13 protein-coding genes and 1 tRNA gene are annotated in these 24,063 nt (G+C 52.5%); 4 read left to right on the top strand and 10 right to left on the bottom strand.

Annotated features, from left to right (window positions below; translation table 11 throughout):
* Position 1: 1 nt before the first annotated feature.
* From lpxB to NZM04_04790, 4 genes are read right to left on the bottom strand one after another with little or no spacing between them, the layout of a single operon-like run.
* On the bottom strand, positions 2-1,165 hold the full coding sequence (lpxB, locus tag NZM04_04805; protein MCS7063354.1) for a lipid-A-disaccharide synthase: 1,164 nt from the start codon (positions 1,163-1,165) through the stop codon (positions 2-4).
* Positions 1,162-2,079, bottom strand: coding sequence for a Gfo/Idh/MocA family oxidoreductase (locus tag NZM04_04800; GenBank protein ID MCS7063353.1), 918 nt, complete (start codon positions 2,077-2,079; stop codon positions 1,162-1,164). The genes lpxB and NZM04_04800 overlap by 4 nt, the downstream gene beginning before the upstream one ends.
* A gap of 16 nt (positions 2,080-2,095) precedes the next feature.
* On the bottom strand, positions 2,096-2,842 hold the full coding sequence (locus tag NZM04_04795) for a hypothetical protein (GenBank protein MCS7063352.1): 747 nt from the start codon (positions 2,840-2,842) through the stop codon (positions 2,096-2,098).
* 12 nt (positions 2,843-2,854) lie between these two features.
* Positions 2,855-3,793, bottom strand: a complete 939-nt coding sequence (locus NZM04_04790) for a hypothetical protein (protein ID MCS7063351.1) — start codon at positions 3,791-3,793, stop codon at positions 2,855-2,857.
* 41 nt (positions 3,794-3,834) lie between these two features.
* Here NZM04_04790 and NZM04_04785 point away from each other — a divergent pair, with 41 nt between their 5' ends.
* Both NZM04_04785 and ligA read left to right on the top strand, forming a co-directional pair.
* Complete coding sequence (locus tag NZM04_04785; protein ID MCS7063350.1) at positions 3,835-4,185, top strand: VanZ family protein; 351 nt, start codon at positions 3,835-3,837, stop codon at positions 4,183-4,185.
* A complete protein-coding gene (ligA, locus tag NZM04_04780) occupies positions 4,157-6,184 on the top strand; it encodes an NAD-dependent DNA ligase LigA (GenBank protein ID MCS7063349.1) in 2,028 nt (675 codons plus the stop codon). Before NZM04_04785 ends, ligA begins: the two co-directional genes overlap by 29 nt.
* 84 nt (positions 6,185-6,268) lie before the next feature.
* Here ligA and NZM04_04775 read toward each other — a convergent pair.
* The 6 genes from NZM04_04775 to NZM04_04750 form a co-directional block, all read right to left on the bottom strand.
* Positions 6,269-6,342, bottom strand: a tRNA-Arg gene (locus tag NZM04_04775).
* A gap of 53 nt (positions 6,343-6,395) precedes the next feature.
* Positions 6,396-7,613 carry a DUF1343 domain-containing protein gene (locus NZM04_04770; protein ID MCS7063348.1) on the bottom strand — a complete coding sequence of 406 codons (1,218 nt, stop codon included), beginning with the start codon at positions 7,611-7,613 and terminating at the stop codon, positions 6,396-6,398.
* Positions 7,613-8,980, bottom strand: coding sequence for an aconitase family protein (locus NZM04_04765; protein MCS7063347.1), 1,368 nt, complete (start codon positions 8,978-8,980; stop codon positions 7,613-7,615). Before NZM04_04765 ends, NZM04_04770 begins: the two co-directional genes overlap by 1 nt.
* Before the next feature lie 45 nt (positions 8,981-9,025).
* Positions 9,026-9,859, bottom strand: coding sequence for a prolipoprotein diacylglyceryl transferase (lgt, locus tag NZM04_04760; protein MCS7063346.1), 834 nt, complete (start codon positions 9,857-9,859; stop codon positions 9,026-9,028).
* A gap of 314 nt (positions 9,860-10,173) precedes the next feature.
* Complete coding sequence (locus NZM04_04755; protein MCS7063345.1) at positions 10,174-13,497, bottom strand: putative Ig domain-containing protein; 3,324 nt, start codon at positions 13,495-13,497, stop codon at positions 10,174-10,176.
* Between the two features lie 627 nt (positions 13,498-14,124).
* A complete protein-coding gene (locus NZM04_04750; protein MCS7063344.1) occupies positions 14,125-20,979 on the bottom strand; it encodes an Ig domain-containing protein in 6,855 nt (2,284 codons plus the stop codon).
* Positions 20,980-21,188: 209 nt separating this feature from the next.
* Here NZM04_04750 and NZM04_04745 point away from each other — a divergent pair, with 209 nt between their 5' ends.
* Both NZM04_04745 and NZM04_04740 read left to right on the top strand, forming a co-directional pair.
* The gene (locus NZM04_04745) at positions 21,189-22,940 is read left to right on the top strand and encodes a PKD domain-containing protein (GenBank protein ID MCS7063343.1); all 1,752 of its coding nucleotides are present in this window, start codon (positions 21,189-21,191) and stop codon (positions 22,938-22,940) included.
* The coding region (locus tag NZM04_04740; protein ID MCS7063342.1) for an aminotransferase class V-fold PLP-dependent enzyme at positions 22,930-24,063 on the top strand (1,134 nt) is incomplete at its 3' end. The genes NZM04_04745 and NZM04_04740, both read left to right, overlap by 11 nt.

Genomic DNA, 24,063 nt, shown 5'->3' with positions numbered 1-24,063 from the left:
ATCAACCTGCCTCATCTACCAGCTCCAATATCAGCTTTGCAGCTCGATCTGCCACACCCGGAGTGCCCAGTTTTGCAACGACCTCCTGCACACGATCCATCATCGCCTTTTGTTTGACCGGATGTTGAAGCAAGCTCAAAGCCGCGTTGGCTAACTCACGTGAATCAATTCTGTCTCCGACGAACTCTGTGATTATCGGCATATTGGCTAATACATTCACCATACTCACGTATCTGATTTTAACGAATTTCTTCGCAGCCCAGTAAGTAATCGGGTTGACTTGATAAAAAACTATCTGCGGCACCCCCACGCATGCACATTCCAACGATGCCGTGCCAGACGCAACAAGTGCAATTTCACAACGACTCAGTTGCGTCAACGAATAACCTGCGATCGTCGTCAATGGCAGATTCCCGCGCAAAGGGCTGATAATTTCAAGACCGTATTGATGGCGCTCCTCGTCAGGAGCAACCCAAATAAAACGCAAGGATGGGTCTCGAACATACATCTGATTCGCAACGTCAATCAGCAACGGAAGATGATTTTCGAGTTCTTTCTTTCGGCTTCCTGGAAGTAAGCCGACAAGCTTCACACAAATATCTCTTCGATACTGAATCGTTAGACGATCTAAAATAGGATGTCCAACCCACTCCACTCGAAGTCCGGGAGCGTGCCGCTCATACCATTCTTTTTCAAAAGGCAAAATGCTGATCAATAAATCTACTGTCCTAGCCAACACTTGTGCCCGAGAGGCATGCCATGCCCACACCTGTGGACTCACATAAAAAACAATTTTTGCACGTGGCCACTTTTTACGTATCGCCTGAGCCAGACGAATATTGAATCCGGGATAATCTATTAACACAATAACATCCGGCCGATTCTTTCGGATATAGTTCAAAGTCGCTGAAAAATACGAACGCAGGCGAGGATAATGTTTTATAACCTCCACAAGACCGACAACAGCACATTTGACTAAGTCTATAAGCTGTTGCTGTCCAGCCGCACGCATGTGAGGACCACCACAGCCAGTGATCTGCATATTTTCATGAGCAGAGAGCAAAGCTCGAATCAACTCAGCTCCAATAATATCTCCACTAGTCTCCCCAGCTACGATAAAAACATTCACCCCACCAGAATTTATCTCTTCGTTTATCCCCATCATAAGGTTTGTTGTATTCGACGTGTTATCTCTATCGCCAATTCTAATGCATTCATACCCTCTACGCCGCTGACGACCGGCTTCCTTCCAAAGCGAACGCATTCAATAAACGACTCTAGTTCCAATTTCAGCGGCTCATCCCGATGCACCTCGATCTTTTCACGGATAATCTTCCCTTCCTTTTTACGGTATATTTCTCCTTCTTGATTTTGATAATCTAACGACAAATAAGCATCGCTCTGAAACACCCTGATCTTTCTGAGTTTTTCCCGACTTATGCGACTCGTCGTCACATTGGCAACACACCCATTTGCAAATCTCAACCTCACATTCGCAATATCCTCATCACGACTCAAAACAGGCACCCCAACCGCATCAATTAAAGTGATTGGTGACCTCACAATGTGAAGAATAATATCCAAATCATGAATCATTAAATCCAACACCACACCAATCTCCGTGCTCCGCTCTGGATATGGCGAAAGCCGATGAGCCTCAATAAACCGTGGTTGAGTCAGATATTGAAGAAAATTTTTAAATGCAGGGTTATACCGCTCAACGTGTCCCACTTGCAAGACAAGCCCTCGCTCAGAGGCCAATTCGACCAGCTCCCGCGCGTGCCCAGGATTATCCGTAATGGGTTTTTCAACTAACACATGCTTACCTGCTTGCAACGCCTCTTTGCCTATCGGATAATGCGATGACGTCACACTAGCTATACTCACGGCATCCACATTCGACCACATCTCGGCACAGTCAGAGAATACTTTAACCCGATATCGTGCCCCCACTCGCTCTGCCCGTTCTCTATCGAGATCATATATCCCAACTAATTCCGCACCCGGAAGCCCAGCATAAATCCTGACATGCTCTTTACCGATATGCCCGACCCCTATGACTCCTACTCGCACTTTCATAAACAACTCCCTGCATTCAATACAAATAATCAAAAGCCGGCAACTTCACCCCCTGGATCAAATAGCTCGCCGCACGCCGACACACAGTCCGCAAATTTGTTACCCCTTCCACCCTTCTTGGCGGCTGTCGATTCGTAAAACCCAAAATCTCATTCGAATTAACACTAAAAACTAAGACCCCATTCCTTCTTACATCATACAACAAAGCCACCACTTCCCAACGGCTCGGTGTCTCCTTTCTAAAAGCAGCCCCGATTTCGATAATCATATCTCCAAGCTCCCTCCACCTGTTCCCTTCCCCATAGCGCGGATAGAGTAAATCCCTCGACGGCCAACTCCGCCCTGTTGATTGAATTTTGCTGAAGCTCACAAAAACGATCTCTACCCCAGCATTTTTAAAAACCAACTCAAACGCCTCTTCAATCACCCGTATTTGCTCTTCTGTCAAGCGTCCGCCGTCTAATCCAACCCCATCCTCTTGGGCATCGGCCTTAAAATACACTTCCCTCTCCTCACCCTCACCTATAAACTTTCCGCCCCACAGTTCATCATAATACGGCACCACAAGCCCGACTATCTTTGGTCTTCCAGCCTGCTCATATCGAGCCCTAAAACTCCCCAAGTTCGACAACGTTTCAGCACCATTTACCGAAGGCTCAGGCCCTGCCACTCGTCGACTCTCACTCCCTTGTGCATGACACAACCCCGCACACAATGCCACAAGTAAAATACAACACCTCACCACTGCCCCTCTCACACTCATTCCCTCCACACCTCAAGCATTCATCTCCAAAGGAATATGGCTCGATAACATCCGCACCGCACCAATCTCCCCAGGCGTCTCACACACAAAAATTCTGTCCACTTGCGGAAGCAACTTCAAAACCTCCTCCTTAAACATCTCAACATACATCGGATTATGTTCAAACATACCCCCAATCAACCCCACCTTAGGTTCCGTCAACCCCAGCCGCCTTGCGACAGCCCATACTCTCTTCCCCAAAGCATGTGCCCCGTCCTTGAGCACAACTAAAGCCATAGGCTCTCCCTCCGCAGCCGCAGCCAACACACAACGCGCCAATCCCGCAACCTCTGTCTTGCTCGAATGCTCAAGCATCCACGGAACCAAATCTGCTAGATCCCTCTGCCCCGTCTCCACCAGAAACCGTCTCCCAAGTTCACTTACCGCACGCGTCATATCATAATGCTCATACACCGCTTGCAACCCCCTCCGAGCAGTATCATATGCACTCCCCAAGTCCGCAAACAAATGCCCCCATCCCCCTGCCTTAGCAAAATAAGGCCCCCTACGGCCAAACGTATTCGAGCCAGTCCCAGCAATCACACAGATCCCATCGCCATCACCATATGCCCCCGCAAGCGCCGAATGTGTATCCTCGCCGACGACTATCCTCTCCGCATCCGGAAACTTCCTCTTCAAAGCCCCCCTCAGCCGCTCCCGCTCCCGTTCCAAATGACAGCCCGCAAACGCCGCGCCAATCCCTCTCACCCGATTCACACTCACCACTCCCTCGACCCCACACACAATCCCCTCTAACAGTCTCTCCAGCTCCTCATCCCCCATCACCTGCAGATTCCCTTGTGAAGTCTTTCCTCTCGCCAAGACCCTCTCATCTTCCGCTGCCACCAAAGCCCAAGTCGTCTTCGTGCCGCCCCCCTCGATTCCCAAAATCACATTGTCAACATCTATCATCTCGGCACTATCCTAAATCCACACCCCCCATAATGACAATCGTGAAACGCAGCCTCCCTGCCCTTCTCTACGCCCTTCTCATCCTCACCCTCTCAAGCATCCCCGGCCAAAAACTCAGCGCCGATCTCTTCTCTCTCCACGATAAACCCCTCCACATCCTCCTTTACTTCGGAGCTTTCTACGCCTTTTATTCCTCCATCCGCCGCCCACATCTCACCCTAGCTACCGTCTATCTCTACGCAGCATTCGATGAGATTTATCAAAACTTCATACCCGGTCGCCACAGCAGCCCATACGATTGGATCGCCGATGCCCTAGGTGCCACCCTAGCCTACCTTCTTCTCTTCGCCTTCCGCCACCTCTATGCCCCACGAAAACCCTCCTCTCTCTGAGACCCAAGCCCGCCAACGCATCCACACCCTTACCGACCGCCTCACCCGTTACGACATCGCCTACTACAACGAAGGCCGCCCCCTCATCTCCGACACAGAATACGACAACCTCTACGCCGAACTCGTTCAGCTCGAAAAATCCTTTCCCCACCTCCGCCTTCCTCATTCCCCCACACTCCGTGTAGGAGCTCCACCACAAGAAAGTTTTCGCACAATACCCCACACCTACCCAATGTTAAGCCTCGACAACACCTACTCCGAAGCCGAGCTACGAGCCTTCATCCACCGCACCCTTACAAGCTTAGAAACCTCTCACTGCACCTTCACCCTCGAACCCAAAATTGACGGCGTCGCCATCTCCCTTCGCTACGAACGCGGCATCCTCACCCTCGCCCTCACCCGTGGTGACGGCCTCCGCGGCGACGACGTCACAGCAAACATCCGCACCATCCGCACCCTCCCCCTCACCATCCCCACAGACGCCCCACTCCTCGAAATCAGAGGTGAAATCTACTTCACCCGAGAAGCTTTCATGCGAATCAACGAAGAACGCCTCGCCTCCGACGAACCCCCATTCGCCAACGCACGCAACGCCGCCGCCGGCACCCTCAAGCTCCTCGACAGCCGCGAAGTCGCCCGCCGCCGCCTCTCCATCCTCTGCTACGGCATCGCAATCCCCTCCCCACACATCCCTGCCCAATCCCAACTCGAATGGCTACACCTTCTCCAATCCTGGCACATCCCCACTCCCTCACCTGTCCTCCACGCAGCCGACCCCGACACCCTCATCCGTCACCTCCACTACCTCGACAAAATCCGCCCCACCCTCCCCTACGACACCGACGGCGCCGTCATCAAAGTCAACGAATGGCCTCTCCAGACCACCCTCGGCCACACTGCAAAATCTCCGCGCTGGGCTATCGCCTACAAATTCGCACCCAAACAAGCACACACCCGCCTCCGCACTGTCACATTCCAAGTCGGCCGCACCGGCACAATCACACCAGTTGCCGAATTAGAGCCCGTCGAGCTATCCGGCACCCGCGTCACCCGCGCCACCCTCCACAACTTCGACGAAATCCGCCGCAAAGACATCCGCATCCACGATCTCGTCACCGTCGAAAAAGCAGGCGAAATCATCCCCGCCGTTGTAGGCGTTCAAATCGACCTCCGCCAAGGCAACGAAATCCCCATCACCCCACCCACTCACTGTCCAAGCTGCTCGACGAGCCTTCAATGGGACGGCATCGCGCTCAAGTGCCCCAACACCCACCACTGCCCTGCACAAATCATCCGCCGCATCGTTCACTTCGCCTCCCGCCAAGCAATGAATATCGAAGGCCTCGGAGAAGCCGTCGTCGAACTCCTCGTCCACCACAAACTCACCCGCAGCCCCGCCGACCTCTACACCCTCACCACCCAACAACTTCTCACCCTCCCTCGCTTTGCCGAAAAATCCGCCCAAAACCTCCTCCAAGCCATCGAAAAAAGCAAACACCGCCCCCTCCCCAACCTTATCTTCGCCCTAGGCATTCCCCACGTCGGCCTCACCGCCGCACACACTCTCGCTCAACACTTCCCATCACTCCAAGCCCTAAGCCACGCCACCCGCGACCGCCTCCTTGCCATACACGAAATTGGAGACACCATGGCACAATCCATCCTCGACTACTTCGCCGACCCCCACCACCAAAATCTCATCGCACAACTCCACCAAGCCGGCATTACCCCCAAAACAACCCCACACACCTATCCCCCCCTTCTCAACGGCCAGACCTGGGTCATCACCGGCACCCTCCGCCACTCCCGCGACCACACCGCAGATCTCCTCCGCGCCCTCGGCGCCACCGTCGCCAACTCCGTCACTAAAAAAACCACTCACCTCCTTGTCGGCCAAAACCCAGGCTCCAAGCTCGCCCAAGCCCAAAAACTCGGCCTCACCATCATCGATGAAACCTCATGGACCGCACTCCTCTCACAACACCAAATTCCCTGGTAATAACCTCGCCATCCCAAAAATCGTGAGCAGTCGCATAACTCCACCACACAACATATCCCACCCCGACATTCCCCACATACAAATTGGGCCCTGTAGGATTCGAACCTACGACCCTCTGATCCGAAGTCAGATGCTCTGATCCACTGAGCTAAGGGCCCTTTCCACTCAATCAACCGCTCCCTCTTAACGGATCCCCTCTCTCAAGACAAGCTCAGTATAGCAAAAAAGCTTCACGCTCCCTCAACCATGCCTGCACCCCTGGCTCCCATTGCCTTTCAAAATCGATCGCACGCTGCCCGCGAATCCAACGAATCCTCCACAATGAGCAACCGTTGAGTTTATCAAACATCGAGAGATTATTCGCAGAGACTCGCGCAAAAAGGTTACGCCCCGTCATCTCCCGGATGGTATCCATAGCGTGAAAAGCAAAAGCCGTAAAATTTGCCTGCGCATAAGGATCGATCCTCAACCTCGCTCCGTAATAATGCGAACCCTTAAAACGTCCAGTCTCCACTCGATAATGATACGGCCAAGCTCGGATACCATGAAAATTTCGCCTCATCAAACGCGCTGTGAAGCGCTCCGGATCAAGATAGCTAGTAGTGATCACTTGAAATGGAAACGCATCACCCGTGATCGTCGTAATTCCTATATTACCCAAAATTCCCGTCACCGTGTAGCCCCTGGCCGCCGCAATATTAGGAATATTCGGAGATGTCGGTATCCAGCGCAAACCCGTAGCCTCCCACACCATCTCACGTCTCCATCCCCGCATGGGGATCACGCGCAACCGACAAGGAATAGACAAATGACGACGATTAATCCACAGAGCAAGCTCACCCACAGTCATCCCATGCACGTATGGAATATCGTATTGTCCAACAAAAGACCGCCACTGTGGATTGAGCCGCGGCCCCTCAACACGCAGTCCTCCAAGAGGATTCGGACGATCAAGCACCAACACTTCAATTCCAGCATCCGCAGCCGCCTCCATCACGAGCCCAAGCGTGCTGATATATGTGTAGCTTCGGTTACCGATATCTTGCAGATCAAACACAATCGCATCCAGTCCACGCAACATCTCCGATGTCGGTTTTCGCGTTTTCCCATAAAGCGAGTGCACCCATAGTCCCGTAGCCGTATCGCGATGACTCTCAACGTATTCCCCAGCAGGCACTTTTCCATAGACTCCATGCTCAGGCCCAAAAAGCGCGACAAGACGCACCCCCGGTGCATGATACAATATGTCTATTGTGCTCCGCCCTTGATGGTCCACCCCAGAAGGATTGGTGACGAGCCCAATGCGCTTACCGCGAATCGGCTCAAAATCAAGCTCTACTAGACGATCTATCCCAAGCCTGACTTCCTGAGCCCTCAAAATACCCAGGCTCCACAAAAGTATCCATACCACCCTTAAAATTCCGCTCATCACAAAAACTCGCGCGGATCCGTAATGCGTCCAGTAATGGCAGAAGCCGCAACCGTATAAGGAGACGCCAGAAAAACCCTCGATTCCTTATGCCCCATACGTCCAGGAAAATTACGGTTCGTAGCAGAGATGCAGTTCATCGGTTTATTTAATCGTCCAAACGTATCGACTGGACCGCCTAGACAAGCAGCGCATGAGGCGTTTTCAGTCATCTGCACGCCGGCATCTTCAAGGATATTCCAGACAGAGACCCCGTCCCAATATGTATTCTTCAGCTCTTCGACAACGGTCGGCGTCGCAGGCACGCCAAAGGTATCAATCGCGACTCGGCGTCCCTTGATCACTCGCGCAAAGGCAAGAAAGTCCGAGGTCTTACCGCCTGTGCAAGAGCCGATATAAGCACGATCAAGTCGAATGTGCCCGAGTTCTTTAGCCAATGCACGATTGCCTGGATTGGGATGCTGCGCCACAGTAGGCTCAAGCCGGCTCATGTCGATGCGCAAAGTGTAGACGAACTTTTGATCCGCATCGAGTTCTACAGGCTCATATTCGGAGCGCGTGCCGTTGGCACGGATGCGATCCTCGACATATTCGATGGTCTTTTCATCACAAGGAAAGATCCCGTTTTTAGCCCCAGCCTCGATCGCCATGTTAGCTACCGTCATACGATCATCCATACTCAGAGAAGCGACACCCGGACCCTCATATTGCATAGCCCGATAGGTGGCACCATCAAAACCAATCTCCCCAATGATGTGCAGGATCAAGTCTTTTGCCATCACCCCGTGTGGCAATGCCCCCTCGAGGTAAAACTGCATCGTCTCCGGCACCTTCAGCAGTAGCTTCCCCGTGCCGAGCACAAAACCTGCGTCCGTGTTGCCAATCCCCGTCGCAAACATATTAAACGCCCCAGCCATACACGTGTGACTATCCGTCCCCAAAAGCACCTCCCCAGGCCGCACATGACCCTTTTCAGGCAACGCCGTATGGCAGACCCCTGCATACCTCGAGCCATATTGCCGCTTAAGCTGGCCCTTAGACGGATCAAAAACCCACCGCCCGTTAGGATCATCAATCACATCGTAGAAGTAGGGCAACCCTTGCTCACGCACAAACTCTCGTAAAATATCCACGTTGCGGTTCGACATCGAGTCCGCAGTAAAAATATAATGATCCGGGATAATCACTACCCGTGTCCGATCCCAGACCTTAGCATGCGGACCGAATTCTCGCTTGAAAACACCGATCGTTCCCGGGCCGCAGACATCGTGAGTAAGCAGCGTATCTACATTCACCCAGATGTTGTCACCGGGCCTAACGGAGGCCTTCCCCGCGGCTCGCGCCATGAGTTTTTCAGTGAGAGTCATATTAGATACCAATCTATCCGCATGGCTCTCCCCGTCAATGTGCCATTAAGGTTTTTCTTTTGCACGCGCCGAGTGAGAGAGCAAGTGGACAACCCCTAGTCCGATCATCAAGCCGAGCAACAAAAGGCCCGTAAGGAGCTGCCCCATCGTAATGCCCGAAAAAACAAAGTGCCCCTCGTCAGGCTCACGAAAAAACTCACAACCGATCCGCGCCACACTATATCCCACAATAAAGAGAACAGAAAGAGTGCCCGGGCGAATCTCGCTCTTTGCAAGCCGCACCCAAGCCAAGATTCCAAAAAGCAAAAATCCTTCAAATAAAGCTTCATAAAGTTGCGAGGGATGCCGAGGCACCATCATACCGTCCACAAGCGGAGCTTGCGGGAAAATAACCGCCCAAGGCACTTGCGAAGGGCGCCCCCAAAGCTCACCATTAATGAAATTAGCAACACGGCCCAAACCAATAGCCAGCGGCGCCGCCCATGCGACCGCATCCGCCAAAGACCAAAACGAGATTGCCCGCCATCGAGCATAGATGAGCAGCACCACAATAACCCCCAGAATCCCCCCGTGACTCGCCATTCCCCCTTCCCAAACCCGAAAAATACTGAGTGGATCACGCACTGTCTTCCCCCAATCGTAGATTATGGCGTAGCCAAGCCTTCCTCCCACAATCACACCCAGCATAGCAACGTAAAATAGAAGCTCATCGCGATTCCCCCGCCCCAAGCTCAACCACCCTCTTCTTTGAAAAAAACCTAGCACCCAATACAGCCACACAAACCCAAGCACATAAGCCAATCCGTAATATCGAATGCCGACCCCCTCGCTGAATTCAATCAAAAATGGCCTGAGATCGTGAACGTAATAGCCCGACATCTCCCATCTGATTTAACCTCAAAAAAAACAATGCAGCAAGCTTTCCCCTCTGAAGTGCGGCGCGAAGCAAAACGCCACGGCGCTTTCTCTGGACCGTGAGATGAAACAAAGCGCCGTGTTGCTTTTCTTTGGAGTGCGGCGGGAAGCGAAGTGCCCCACTGCTTTCCCCCCTCCGCAGAGTTCCCCTCCTTAACCCCCTCCCCTCCCCGCGGAGGGGCTCCTCCTTTAATCTTCCTCTCTCCTATCTTGGCCTCTCATTGCCAAACACTCTTTTATCCTCCCCTCCTCCTCATCCTCTCCCCCTTCACTCCCTCCTACGGCGCCACGTACGCCCCGTTGTTACTCACCACCTGCGTCACATCCAAGCTCGTAATACTCCCATCCGCATTCACATCAGACCGAAACGTCGCATTCGTTATCGCCTGGCCTATATGCGCCGTCGCCTGCGCACTATCCACCGCACTCACCGTCCCATTCCCATTTACATCTCCACGTATGATCCGCCAATTCACTTTGTTGACGCCCATTAATGTTTGTCCATTCACGGTGTTAATTTTTACTTGATATTTTACGTTGTTTTTTAGTCCACTTAATGGGATTCGCACCGTGTTCCCTGAAAAGATAGGCGATCCGAACGTGATGGTCGGACCGAGTTCTTGCTCCAGATTAATACTTGTCACTGCTTGATTGAACGTCAACACCAACTCCCTCGCCACTGTGTGCCTCCGTGGATCCACGCTTGAAATCGACCCCGTTAGCGTCAGCGCTACGTCCCCCTGAAAACTCCCATGCATCGCTCGCAGCCGAGCTTGGGTCAGGAGGATCGTCGCGGGCGTATGCGTTACTGTGATCGTGATCGTCTGGTTTACTGTCCCGCAGCTATTTGTCGCTGTTGCTTGATACGTGAATGTCCCCGTAGCTGATAGAGTGCCGAGGACGGTATTACCGCTGATATCTAATCCAGGTGCGGGGGAGATCGCGCTTACCGTCACGCTCGGCGTTGGTGTCCCTGTCGCTGTCACCACATGGGTAAACGTCTGCCCCAGCGTCGCCGAAAGCGACCCCGCTGAGGTGATAGAAGGCTGGCTGTTCACCGTTAAGTTCACCGTAAACGGCGCGCTCGTCCCCCCTGCATTACTCGCCGTCACCGTAAAGCTATACACCCCCACAGCCACATTCCCAGAAATCACACCCGTCCCCGTATTCAAGCTCAAGCCCGTAGGCAAGCTCCCCACCACAGCCCAACTCGTCGGCGAATTCGTAGCCGTCATCGTAATGCTCACCGCTCCAGGATTGCAGTGAGTGACGGATGCTGGACCTGTGATAGTAGGCGCAGACGGACATGCGGGGACGGCAATGTGCCCTATGGTAATCCAGGCGGCAGGGTTGGGAGCTGTGTTTTGACCGAAAACGGTTTGTATTTGGACCTCGTAAGTTGTGGATGGGGAGAGGCCCGTTAGGGTTGTGCTGAGTGTGGGAACCGATGGGCGAGAGGCGTTGGGAACGTCTATCCAAGGATTAGTGCCGATGCGGTAGCGAATGGCGACGAAATCTCCCGTGCCACAGAAGGCGTTGGGTGCCCAATTTATTTGAATGCTGGAGCAGTTAGGCGCAGTGGCCGTAGCTGAGAGGTTGATGGCTGAGCAACTCTGATAAGGGACAACTTGTAGAGGGAGGATGCTGGTGGCGGTGTGTCCACAAGAGTCGGTGATGGTGACGGTGTAGTTAGTGAGCGGGGAAGTATTACTAGGAGAGCCTGTGATAAAGCCTGTCGAGGGATTAAGAGTAAGGGCCGAGGGGAGCGGAGGCGAGATGGAATATGAGGCTGGTGTAAAGAATGGGTGGACAGTCCCTGAAGCATTGAAATTCATGGCAAAACCGACCATTCCATATACGGTAGGATAATTAGGCAAGGTGGGAGGGGTGCCGACGTGTATTATTTTAGAATAGGTGGTCGTAGAGCTGCAGGAATCAGTGCCAGTGATGGAGAGCGTGTGGACGCCCGTAGCACTGAGCGTGCCCGAGACTGTGCCAGAGTTGGGGATGGCGTTAAATGTGAGACCGCTGGGTAATGTCGCAGCAGATAGAGTGATCGGTAGACAACCTGCCGCTGTCTGAGCTGTGACAGTGGCATTAATGGTTTGGCCGACGATGCCACAACTTGGAACATTGCTTAGGTTGATGAACACCTCGGAAAATTTGGCAATGAAGGCATCGAAGAGACCGCCGTTAAAGGCAGTTTGATGGGTGCCGGGAGTGGCTATGCCTGAGGTTGATGAGGTCCAGCCACCAATATAAGCAGCGTTGGTCGTCGGATCGTTGGTTAGGGAGTGTATCCATTCACTTTGAGGCCCACCGTAGTATGTGCCCCAGATCCGTTGGCCGTTGGTGGGATTAAATTTTGCTAGGAAGGCATCCCAAGTGCCCCCGCCATAGGAGGGCTGATAAGCTCCTGTTGAAGCAATGATGGGACTGGTGGAGTTTGTATAGCCGCCAAAGTAAACGCTGTTGTCGAGCCCGACGAAAATAGATTCTCCAAATACAGATCCGACAGTTCCCCCATAGTAGGTCCCCCAAATCCTTTGGCCATTGGTAGGGTTTATGCGTGCCACAAAGCCGTTATAGGATGAACTGAGCATATTAGGTTGAAATGTGCCCGTAGTGCCAATTGAAGAAGAGGGCCAGTTAGATAGAGTCGTGCCGGCTATGTAGAGGCTGCTATCATTACCCACAGCTGCTGCGAAAACACGGTCGTCTTGGTTTCCTCCGTAGTATGTGCCCCAGATTCGTATGCCATTAAGAGGGTTGAACTTAGCGATAAATCCATCCCCTCCGCCATTGAAGGTAGTTTGATGAGCGCCGGTTGTTGCAATTCCCGATGCGGAATTTGTCGCCCCTGCGAGGTAGACAGATCCGTCGTTTGGATCAACCGCAACAGCATATCCGATATCGCCGGCGGATTGTCCATAGTAGGTGCCCCACACTAGCTGTCCGTTGGTGGGATTGAACCGAGCCAAAAACGCATCGGTGTTGCCCCCAAAAGTTGGCTGTTGGGTCCCAGTAGTGGCTATTCCTGTAGCCGATTGTGTAAAACCTGCCAGATAGACATGGCCGTTGGTCATATCGATTTCCACGGCGTAGGCACGCTCAACGCTGGGACCGCCGTAGTAGGTGCCCCAAATCCTTTGGCCATTGCTCGGGTTAAATTTAGCTAAAAAAGCATCGATTCCTCCACTGTAGACGGTCTGATGAGTGCCACTAGTCGCTATGCCTGAAGAAGAGCCAGTATATCCCGTAAGATAGACTCCTGAGTCAGGGCCGACAGCGACATAACCAGCCTCGTAGTTGTAAAAATTCTCCTCTCCGTTTCCACCGAAATACGTTCCCCATATTCTCTGGCCATTTACTGGATTAATTTTTACTAAGAAAACATCGGCTCCTCCGCCGCCGAATGTAGTCTGATGTGTTCCTGGCGTAGCAATAGCCCCTGTAGGCGATGTGCTAACCGTAAAACCGCATAGATAGACACTCCCATTTTGCGGATCCACGGCGATAGCATGAGCATAATCATCCTGGCTACCTCCATAATAAGTCCCCCACACTCGGTAAGGCTGCGCTTCAGCCCCATAAGGAGACATAGAGAAGATAGCTATTAACAAAACGATTCTTCTGTATCTTTCCAATATGTTTTTTTTAATGGCCCGGTAGGTGTTGAAAATACTATCTAAGCTAGATTTCATAACTATCATCTTTCTTTCAATGCCCATTGCTGCACAAAATATGCCAAAGTTAACGAAGAGTTAACAAACCATAGCCCCACCTTGCCTACAGACAAAAATCAGCGTAATTTAGTAACTTATAAGACAAAACTGGGTGACTGCCTTGAGTGAATTTGAAACAGTGAGCGTTGGGTTTCAATCAAGAGAAAAAATCCTACTCAATTTACGCATTCAAACGCTTCACATTTTTCACAATCATGACCTTGTAAATAAATATCAGAGGCTTTCCCAGCTACCTTAAAAGAAGCGGTGTCGCACCGCGCTTGCCCCCGCACTCCATACCTTTGGAGGCTTGCTAGCTCACTTCATTAATAGTAGCGCTGCCACTGCTGTCCATGTTCAAAGTTGAAGGGGATAAGAGGGGGAAGATTGCGCCCTGTGCCCTGGCCTTTGGCTTGGTGTGGTTAGCTCTCAGGGTGGCGGCGCTTAGCTCTTGTTGCAGTGTGTGGGAGTTATGGTTTGGGTTGGGCAGACGATGGGACGACCTTAGGGTTGAATATTAAGCCGGATGGCGGTGAGAGCAGATCCGGCGGAATTTGAAAGGGTGAGGGCAATGAGAGGTCGCCCTGATTGAGTAGGCGTGCCGAGGAGATACCAGCGGCCGTTCTCTTGAGCTAGGCGGAGGCCACTAGGTAAGGTCCCCGAGTGCAAACTCACGCGCTCAACCGGACCGCAGTTGATCCCCACAGGTTGCGTCGCAGCTATGTCCAGCCGATATGGCACACCTACGCGAGCATCTGGCACTATAGGATCATAATGACAAGGTGGGATGAAGATTGTGGAGGAAGATGGGGTTGTCTGAGGTCGTAAAGTGGTATGGGTAACTCCTGGGGAGACGATGGTGTTTGGGGTATTGGTTGAACCAGTGGGTATTGAGGGGGATACGACGATGGTCGGCGTTGTGGAGAGGGCGTTGTATGGGCTGAGGATGTTGAGATTTAGGACGAGGGTTGTGGTTGATCCTGAGATGTGGAAGAGGCTAAGAATAAACGATCGTTTGCCGGATTCAATAGGTGTGCCCGAGAGGATCCAGCGGCCCGATTCGTTTTGTAAACGGAGGCCATTGTGCAGGACTCCGTTTTGTATGGTGATTAGTCGGATCGGTCCACAGGAAGCGGGGAGTGCGGCTGTGAGATCGTAGCGGTAGAAGTTGTTTACGTTGCCGCTAGGCGCGATGAGTTCATTTGGACAGACTGGACTCCCGGAGGATACGGGAGGAGGCTGGACAGATCCCGTTGTGTTAGCCGGCTTGACTACTAACCGCAGTCTTAGGGTGCCTGTGCCTGCGTCATTCGTGCCTATTAAGACGCATCTGAACTCTCCAGCTTCCGTCGGTGTGCCTTCAATGACCCAAGTGCCGTTGGAGCTAGCTAGGTTGATTCCGTTCGGCAAGCGCCCTTCGGTTAGGGTGACCCTTTGAGCAGCTCCACAGCCTCGGGTGGGGCTATAGAAGAGATCACCGATGGCATAACGGAAGGGCTGCCCGAGGGTTGCTATGTCGCGTAGGTCAAAATCTACGTTACATGGAGCTCCCAGCGGTGGGTTTTTGACGGTCAACCGCAGGCGGACAATGCTGGATCCATACTGGTTGCGGAGGCTAAAGACGAGTTCACGGGTTCCAGACTCTCTTGGGTAACCTTCGATACGCCATAAGCCTGGGGGTTGGTTAATGATTGCTAGTCCATTGTGAAGAGTGCCTGAGGTAAGTTGAACCTCTGTCGGTTTACCACACACACCTCCGCCTCGATAGGCATTGATGTCAAAACGATAGATTCTATCTATGAGAGCCTCTTCCTGAGCCTCAGCATTGCATGGCGGGGCGGTATCAGGATCAGGCCTGACGTTGAGGGTGAGTTCGAGGTTTACAGAACCACCGTTATTTGTAGCGATGATAACGAAGTTACGAACGCCGGCCTCAGTTGGGGTGCCGACAATGACCCAACCTTGACTATGCCTCTCAAGTCTCAACCCCGAATGGAGAGAGCCGGAACTAAGAACGGCTGATTCTATCGGACCGCAATGCTTACTTTGAGTTTCTGCCAACCTAAAGAGGTAAGGCTGGTTGACGACACCTTCTGGGATCGAGACCTTCGCAGTGCAAGGAGGAATAACGAAAGATGATGGTCGTATTGTGAGGGTAAGTAGAGCGTTAGCTCTGCCTGCTGCATTCGTAAGAGTGAGGGTGAAATTGCGTGTGCCGTGTTCTGTAGGAGTGCCGACGATCGCCCAGCCGTTAGGCCCGTTTTCGAGGCGAAGCCCGGCATGGAGAGAGCCGGAAGCAAGCGTAACCTGATCGGCGGAACCACACCCGTTGAGGGTCAGGATGGGGGCGAGTTCAAAGCGGTAAGGAATTTGAATCTCTCCTTGGGTGAGTTCCCTTTGAACAGTGCAGGGAGGCCGTAATGCCGGTGTCGATTGTCCAGCTCCCTCCACGCGGATGATGAGCCTGATAGTGGCCTGACCTGAGGCATTAGCAACTGCTAGAGTAAAAGGATAAGTTCCGCTTTGGTTGGGAGTGCCTTCGATGTAGACACCATCGGCCCTGGGGATGATTTGGAGGCCTGGAGGGAGATTGCCTTGAATCAATCGGGCCTGTGTGGGCTGACCACATTGAGACGATACTTGAGTATTGATGAGATTAAATCTGTAAGGTTGATTGATCGTGCGAATAATAGGAGCGGTTGTGTCCGCATCGCATGGTGGGGCATCGACTACTTGAATGGAATAGGTGTGATTGGCTTGACCGGTGGTGTTGCGAACTTGCAGCACAAATCGATATTGCCCTATCTGGCTAGGGACCCCTTCGATTTCCCATCGTCCGTCCTCAAAGTTTAAATTTAAACCTGGGGGAAGCGCTCCGAAGCCTAAAGAAATCTCCTGGATGGGACCACATGAACTCGGATCGCCCGGAGAAACCACGTAGTTGTAATCGCGACGGATAGTGGCCGCGGGAAGTTGTTGTTCTGGTCTATTACACGGTGGAAGGAGGGAGGGATTGGATTCACCTCTGATTCTGAAGTTGAAAGTGACGTTAGCAGCGCCCTCGGAGTTAGTGACTCGGATTACTACTGTGGAATCGCCACTTTGCAATGGAACACCTTGAATATACCAGCCGTCAACGGTATTCCTTAGCTCGAGCCCACGAGGAAGCTGGCCTTGTTGGACATTCGCTTGGGTAATCTCGGCACACTTCGTCACCACTCGAGTCACAGGATCGGTGATAAATTGAGAGTCATCAATCCGATACCGAGCAGGAACACCCACGCGGAAGTGCTCGATAGTGATATTATTGGGACAGGGTTTACTGCTGACAACTTCTAAAGCAATCTGTTGCGTGAGCCGTTCACTTCCAGTTGTGGGGATCAGATTGAATTCGGATTGGAAGCGACCACTCGCTGCCGGAGTGCCTTCAAATAGGATTCCTTCTGGGACTCGCCGCCAGGCGATCCCTGGAGGAAATTGGCCTGAGAGGAGTGTGATCTCTTGTATCGGGATACAATCTAGTGTGGATAGACGTAGGGTGTGAGAGTAGGGCTTATACAACTCAGCTTTAGGGATGTTTTGTATGGCTATCGAATCGAAAGAGCAAGGCCTTCGGCTGGAATCTTCCCCAACGATAATCGTTACGGGAAGATTATAAGGGGAGAGATTATTCTGCCGTCGAATCCTAAATTCAGCTGTGAAGGAACCGACTTCTGTGGGGGCGCCATTAATGTAAATCTGGTTATCGACAAAGTTTACACTAAAGGTTAATCCCGGCGGAAGAGGACGAAGAAGTTGGGGAATTTCCCTCAAGATGCAATTTTGGAAAGAGGGAAGAGGGATTGAGGCAGTGTAAGATTTTCCTCGGGTAGCTTGAGGTAGCCGAACGGGGGAAAGAGTATCAGGGCAGGTCTCAGTGCTCATGGTGCGAGGGGATTGTGAGGGGGTTTCGGCTACGCTTATCGAGATGAAGATTGGACGTGTATCGACTTCATTTCCGGCTTTAACTACATAACGGACAGGCGTCTTAGTGGCTCGTATAGCTTGACCACTTATCACCCCGTCTCGGAACGTGATGCCATCGACGAGCCTGTTCCCTGGCCCTGGCTCTGGGGGATCAAAGGTCCACCATCGAATTCGGCCACAGCCAGAGCGATGGCTAAAGAAGCTGCGCAAGTCAAAATATTCGGGTTTCCCAACATGGGTATTTATTTCGAGGTAGTATTGGTTGACGCAGAGGGGTTCATCACTGCTTTTCACAGAGAGCCTAAGGTTGACTGGATAAGAACCTGTGGAGTTGCTTACATATAGAGAATACGAGCGGCCAGTCCATATAACGCTTGGGGTGCCTGTAAGCTGGCCGTCTGCTGTAAGAGTTAATCCTTCTGGGAGAGGAGGGTTAGCCGGTGAGAGCCCCCATTTAGCCTGGTGAGCGCATGATGAGTTGCCGTTTAAGAAGAGGCTATTAAGATCAACTAAGGCATGTTTGTCTTTTTCCAGCTCAAGGAAATACTCTCTGGTTTTCAGGCAGATGGGGGGATCGCGATGCTCGATGCGCCAAACAATTTGGAAACGAATGGGCTCAGTGTGGAGGGTTAAGTTATCCCCTATAAGTTCAGTGATCAGGGAGGATCCTGGATGCGTAGGCTCTGTGGGGGTGGCAGTGATAACGGACTCTTTAAGTTCTTGCCCTTGAGTAAATTGGGGGAATCCATTAGGTAGTGCACCGAAGATTCTCCATCGTGTTACGGGTGCACAATCCGGATTTTGACGGATGAGATCATTAAGGTTGAGGCTGATCGGCATCCCTACACGGCCAGTGAGAGTAACCAAGGTAGCTTCTCTGGGGCAGTGACGCCGTTGAGAGACGATGATGCTTAATCGGGCATGCACCGAGGCAACAGGGTGTTGACCAAAAAGATGAAGCTCTCTGGAGGTCTCTTCAAGTGGGATACCGGTTAAAATACGACCTTGTTCGATCTGGAGACCTTGGGGAAGCGGGACACCCAGGACCTGCCAGCGCTCGGGTATGGCGCACGATATTCCGCCGTTACGGTCTAGTAGAAGGTCATTTAAATTCACGTTAGTGCGATCTCCTACTACTAAGCGCAGCTCCGCTGGCTTAATCCTACAGGGTATGTGAGGGGCACTTATGTTGACCTTAAAAGGCAAAAGAGGCCCAGGACGACCAGCTAGAACACTGGCGTTTATGGGACGAAGGGTCACGACTGCATTTGATGTTTCTCGCGGTGTGCCCATAATGCGGTGCGTGTTTTGATCTATTGTTAGGCCTTCGGGAAGCTTTCCGTTAACGACTTCCCAACGCCTGATCACACCACACACGCCACCAGTTAGGGAATAAGGCTCGAGGGAAAATTCTAGCGGGACACCAACCGTGCCTGTTATTAGGGGTGCTGGAAGATTAAAGGTGCGAATACACGGTGGGTTGCTTTCATCGCCAAGACCACTTGGGCTAGAGACGTTGAAGACAAGTGCAAACTCTGCAGGCTGGTTGGAATAGTTGTGAGCCAAAAACCGCACGCGGTAATTGAGTAAAGCTTGGGTGAAGCGGCCAGTTAGACGACCTCGATTCGGATCGAGCTCGATGCCGTTGGGCAATGCGTCGAGCGCCTCCCAGCTTCGCCCAGGACCACAGCTGGAAGATGATGAAAGATATGTATTAAGATCGAGTGTGAAAGGAGATTCAGTGTTGAATTGGATTGTATCGCTAGGTCGAATAAAGCAAGGCCTAGAGTCGTCACTTACAACCTTAATTTTTAAAGTAAGAACAATGTGTTGAGAATGAGGTGATAAAGCCAGAGCCTGAATTGACATATTTTCTTGTCCTAACTGTGTGGGGACGCCAGTGATAAGGCCTTTTTCAACGTCAAACTGTAAACCAACTGGCAATCGACCATCTAAAACTCTCCATATCTCTGGTAATACACAGTCGTCATTTTCAAAGAAATAGTCGCGTAATCGGATCGGGGTCATCGGTTTCCCCGCTGTGAGTTGTATCTCGAGAGGAGCTCCTGACTTAATACAGATCCCAGAAGCCTTTTCTGAGATATCAAACTTAATTATTAGATTTACACCCCCTTGTGTATTGAGCGCTTCAAATGTGACTTCCCTACCTCGGATAGCCTGCGTAGGTATGCCCGTGATGAGCCCAGTTTGAGGATTCAAAACGAGCCCAGGCGGCAGAGCACCATACTGGCGCCAGAGTCGCGCAGAACCACATGCTCCAGTAGGTGGACGCAAGAAGCTGTTTAGATCTAAATTTATTGCCTCACCTACTCTTCCTCCTTGAAGTATATTGTTAATCCTCACGCAGGGTGGCCCTTCCTGTAGGGAAATCTTTATCCGCACCTCCATTGGAATATCTCGTCCTCTTATCCCCTTGACTCGGATATAAAACGTATCGTAAGGTTTACCAACTTCAGTATGACGCTGAGGTGTTCCCTCCAGAATACCCCTCGCCCGATCTAAACTTAACCCAGGAGGAATTTCACCAGACTGAAGAGTCCATTCTACGCCCCTCCCACATTCGCCTCTGAGATCCAACTCATCGTTTAGATCATATCGGAATGAACGTCCAACAGTTGCCTGAAGAATTTCCGTTATTCCCACTGCATTGATGCTCCTTTTTGGACACACATACCCCGGGCCGCGTAAACCATACTGAACCTCCAGATTGAGGGTGTAAAATACACTCCCCTGCCCGTTTCGACCTATAATTTGAAACGAAGTCTTCGTCGCGACAGAGACCGACCCGGAAATCACTGCTCGGACTGGATCAAACTGTAGCCCCTGTGGAAGCGAGCCTGAATGCAAAGCCCATGATTGAGGCTCACCGCAAGTTCCCCCTAAGAAAAGCTTCGAGCGAAGATCAATATTTATCGGTTGACCTTCAACAACGGTCAAATTCTCAGTCAGAGTAACGCCCCCTGCTCGCCAACAAGGAGCTGCCACAGATCCGCCGGGGGGAGATGTAATGTTCAACCGTAGCTCAAGTGTGGTGCCTCCGTGGCGATTCTCAGCCCGTATTCGGATCCGAGGTAGGGCCAACGAAGAAGTGGGAGTCATCGGAATGCCTCGGATAAAAGGTAAATCAAATTCGATACCAGCAGGGATGTTTCCTTGTGTCTCCAGAATCCGGAAACTATCGACCTTTCCGCAGGAAGGACCATTCTCGACAAATTGATTTAAGTTGACGTTTAACTCTCTTCCCACATGACCATTAATGGTGTAAATCCCTACCCCAATCGCACACGGAGGATTTCCATAAAATTCAGAATGCTGTGCTATGATGCATACGTAAGCCAAAAACTTTACAATTTTTTTGATATTATTTTTCATAGTCTGGCACTTTTTGCTTGCGCCGATTTCTTTATTTATACTCTGTAGATTTGTCAATAATTTTTTTGAAGATTTTTTCCGTGCAATTTGCACAGCACATGAAAGCTTGATATGAACTACCCGGAATGACTATCTACACGCAAAAGAATACTTGTATGCAATAAACGAATAAGTAAGATTTCCAGCCTTACACAATCTCAAACGATCGGATGCTAACAAGAAGGATCGCTTTAGCCATTGCTAGTTTGATAAGCTACCTCACTATCCTCATCGATCACTCCGCCGCCTCCAATGTAATTTTTTTGCTTGACACACCAGCCATTTATCACCTCCTTTCCAAATCCTCAAAAACGACCAATCCCCCCCAGACACCGCGCCCCCTTGAAATTAGCCTTGCAAAATACATCCAATCCCTCCCCAAAAACACACGCCTGAGAATCATAGGTCACGACGACAAAATCTTTCACGACGAAGAATTCATATTTTCAGAACCGAAGGCCGCATCAGCTGCCCAGCGCACCATTCGAAACATTCTCAACCGCAAACCTTCCTCCCGCCAAGGAAATCTAACCTCTACCTTAGCAAAGTCCCTCCAACACGCGACAAACTACTCCCTCTCCACACCCAACGAAATAACCCACATCTACATCTACACCGCCAACCCTGAGCCCACAGAGCCTTTTCCAGACCTAGACACAACCCTCAAACAATATCCACTACTCAACGGCAAAAACATCTGCGCACACATTTTCTTCATCGGTCCATCTAAATTTTCCCTCCCCATCCACGAAGGCCTTGAAAGCTCACAACACCCCGACATGAAAGACCTAACCCCCCCCCTAATCACCTGGAAGCCCACCACACCTACTACCGGAGCAAACATCACCTTCACTGAGGCCACCCAACATCCCTTCCGATCCTACCGATGGCTCATAAACGACCTCCCCGCCGGAGATCAACGCACCATCCAGCGCCTCTTCAACCAACCCGGCCTCTACACAGCCACTCTCATCGTCGACACAGAATCCGGCCAAGAAATCCTCACAAAAGAAAACATCCAAGTCGCCATAGGCACACTCGAAGTCTCCTTCACACACTCCCCACCCCGCATTCAGCGAGGCCAACCCGTCACCTTCACCCCACAATCCAACTCCCCACTAAAAGAAATCACCTGGCTCATCAACAACACCCCCATCAGCAACGCAAACGAACTCCGCACCAAATTTGACACCCTAGGCGAGCACCAAATCACAATCCAAGCCAAAGACGAACACGGCAACACCACCACCCACACCCAAACCATCACCGTCGAAGAACACTACATCCAACCCCAAGCCCAACTCCACATCCCCACCACCACAGGCACCGCCCCCCTCACCCTCACATTCGGCGCCACCATCACGGGCGATTTCAGCAAACTCACCTGGGACCTCGGCGACGGCCGCACCTCCACCGAAACCTTCACCGAACACACCTACCGCCACCCAGGCACCTACCACTACAAACTCACCATCATCCCCGAAGACCCCACCCACCAAAAAGTCGAGCTCACCGGCACCATCACAGTCAAGCGCGACTGGTCATGGCTCCTCATCCCCTTTCCCATCCTACTCACCCTACTCATCCCCCTCTTCCTCACACTCGGATTCTCCCCCCCCATCGACGGAATCCTCAGCGGTAAAAAAACCATCGACCTCGCCAAATACAAGCGAAAAAGCAAACTCACCATCCCACTCTCCGCCGTCGAATCCGAAGCCGACGGCTATATCACCTTCCACTTCAAAGGAAAAAAATACGCCCCACGCGCCACAGCCACCCTAACTCACGTCCTATGCAACGTCAACGGCCGCCGCTTCCTCCCCGGCGAGCCATTCCCCCTCCGCCGTCGCACCACCATCCAACTCGCCAACCGCGAAACCCTCATCTACAGCAACTCCCGACTCGACTACGATGTCGCCTAACCCCTACACCATCCGCGACATCCTTCACAACCCCTCCCTCCGTCACACCCTCTTCCCCATCACCGCCCACTCCAACTTCCTAGCACACGCAGCCGTAGCCCCCCTCTGCGCCCCAGCTGCGGAAGCCATGCGACGCCACATACAAAAATCCACCACCCAACAACAAGAAGACCACGACCTCCCCCACACCCTCCACAACCTCCGCCAGACCATCGCCCACCTCCTCCACACCCACCCCAACCACATCTCCCTCCTAGGCCCCACCTCCCTCACACTCAACCTCATCGCCCTCGGCCTCGACTGGCGCCCCGGAGACGAAGTCATCTACTACCCCCACGACTACCCATCCAACGTCTACCCCTGGCTCAACCTCTCCCGCCGCGGCGTCCGTCCCATCCCCCTCCACCCCACAAAACTCGGCCAAATCACCCCCGACCTCGTCCTCTCCGCCATCACCCCCCGCACCCGCCTCATCGCCCTCTCCACCTGCCACTACCTCAGTGGCTACCTCATCGACTACCAGACCATCAGCAAAGCCCTCCGCCAACACCACCCCCACGTCCTCCTCTCCCTCGACGCCATCCAATCCCTAGGCATCGCCCCCCTCGACGCCTCCTACGTCGACTTCATCTCCGCCGACTCCCACAAATGGCTCCTCGGCCCACTCTCCGCAGGCCTATTCTACACCAGCCCCCGAGCCGCCCCACTCTGCCAACCCCCACTCCTCGGCTCCTGGAACGTCCACTCTCCCCACCTCCTCGCCCAACCCACCATCCACCCCCACACCGACGGCCGCCGCTACGAACCCGGCACCCTCAACCTCTGCGGCTCCCTCGGCATGGCCGCCGCCATAGACCTCCTCACCCACCTCCACATCCCCACCATCCGCCAGACCATCCACAACCTACTCCTCCCCCTCGCCCAATCCCTCGCCGAAAAAGGCTGGCACGTCCCCTGGCTCGACTACCCCCCCCACGCACGCTCCGGCATCCTCACCATCACCCACCCACGACGCAACCTCCCAGCCCTACCCCACCACCTACACACCCGCCACAGCATCCCCTCCCTCCGCCACCGCCCCCACCACCCCCCCCGCCGCCGCCGCGCCCCCCCCCCGGGCCGG

The sequence above is a fragment of the Candidatus Methylacidiphilales bacterium genome (assembly GCA_025056655.1).
Taxonomy (GTDB): Bacteria; Verrucomicrobiota; Verrucomicrobiia; order Methylacidiphilales; family JANWVL01; genus JANWVL01.
This window is presented reverse-complemented; position numbering and strand designations above follow the sequence as displayed.

Bases quoted from the DNA above. Each gene is read 5' to 3' on its own strand.
- lpxB (MCS7063354.1), bottom strand. From the start codon at position 1,165: ATGATGGGGATAAACGAAGAGATAAATTCTGGTGGGGTGAATGTTTTT.
- NZM04_04800 (MCS7063353.1), bottom strand. From the start codon at position 2,079: ATGAAAGTGCGAGTAGGAGTCATAGGGGTCGGGCATATCGGTAAAGAG.
- NZM04_04795 (MCS7063352.1), bottom strand. From the start codon at position 2,842: ATGAGTGTGAGAGGGGCAGTGGTGAGGTGTTGTATTTTACTTGTGGCA.
- NZM04_04790 (MCS7063351.1), bottom strand. From the start codon at position 3,793: ATGATAGATGTTGACAATGTGATTTTGGGAATCGAGGGGGGCGGCACG.
- ligA (MCS7063349.1), top strand. From the start codon at position 4,157: ATGCCCCACGAAAACCCTCCTCTCTCTGAGACCCAAGCCCGCCAACGC.
- NZM04_04770 (MCS7063348.1), bottom strand. From the start codon at position 7,613: ATGAGCGGAATTTTAAGGGTGGTATGGATACTTTTGTGGAGCCTGGGT.
- NZM04_04765 (MCS7063347.1), bottom strand. From the start codon at position 8,980: ATGACTCTCACTGAAAAACTCATGGCGCGAGCCGCGGGGAAGGCCTCC.
- lgt (MCS7063346.1), bottom strand. From the start codon at position 9,859: ATGTCGGGCTATTACGTTCACGATCTCAGGCCATTTTTGATTGAATTC.
- NZM04_04755 (MCS7063345.1), bottom strand. From the start codon at position 13,497: ATGTCTCCTTATGGGGCTGAAGCGCAGCCTTACCGAGTGTGGGGGACT.
- NZM04_04750 (MCS7063344.1), bottom strand. From the start codon at position 20,979: ATGAAAAATAATATCAAAAAAATTGTAAAGTTTTTGGCTTACGTATGC.
- NZM04_04745 (MCS7063343.1), top strand. From the start codon at position 21,189: ATGCTAACAAGAAGGATCGCTTTAGCCATTGCTAGTTTGATAAGCTAC.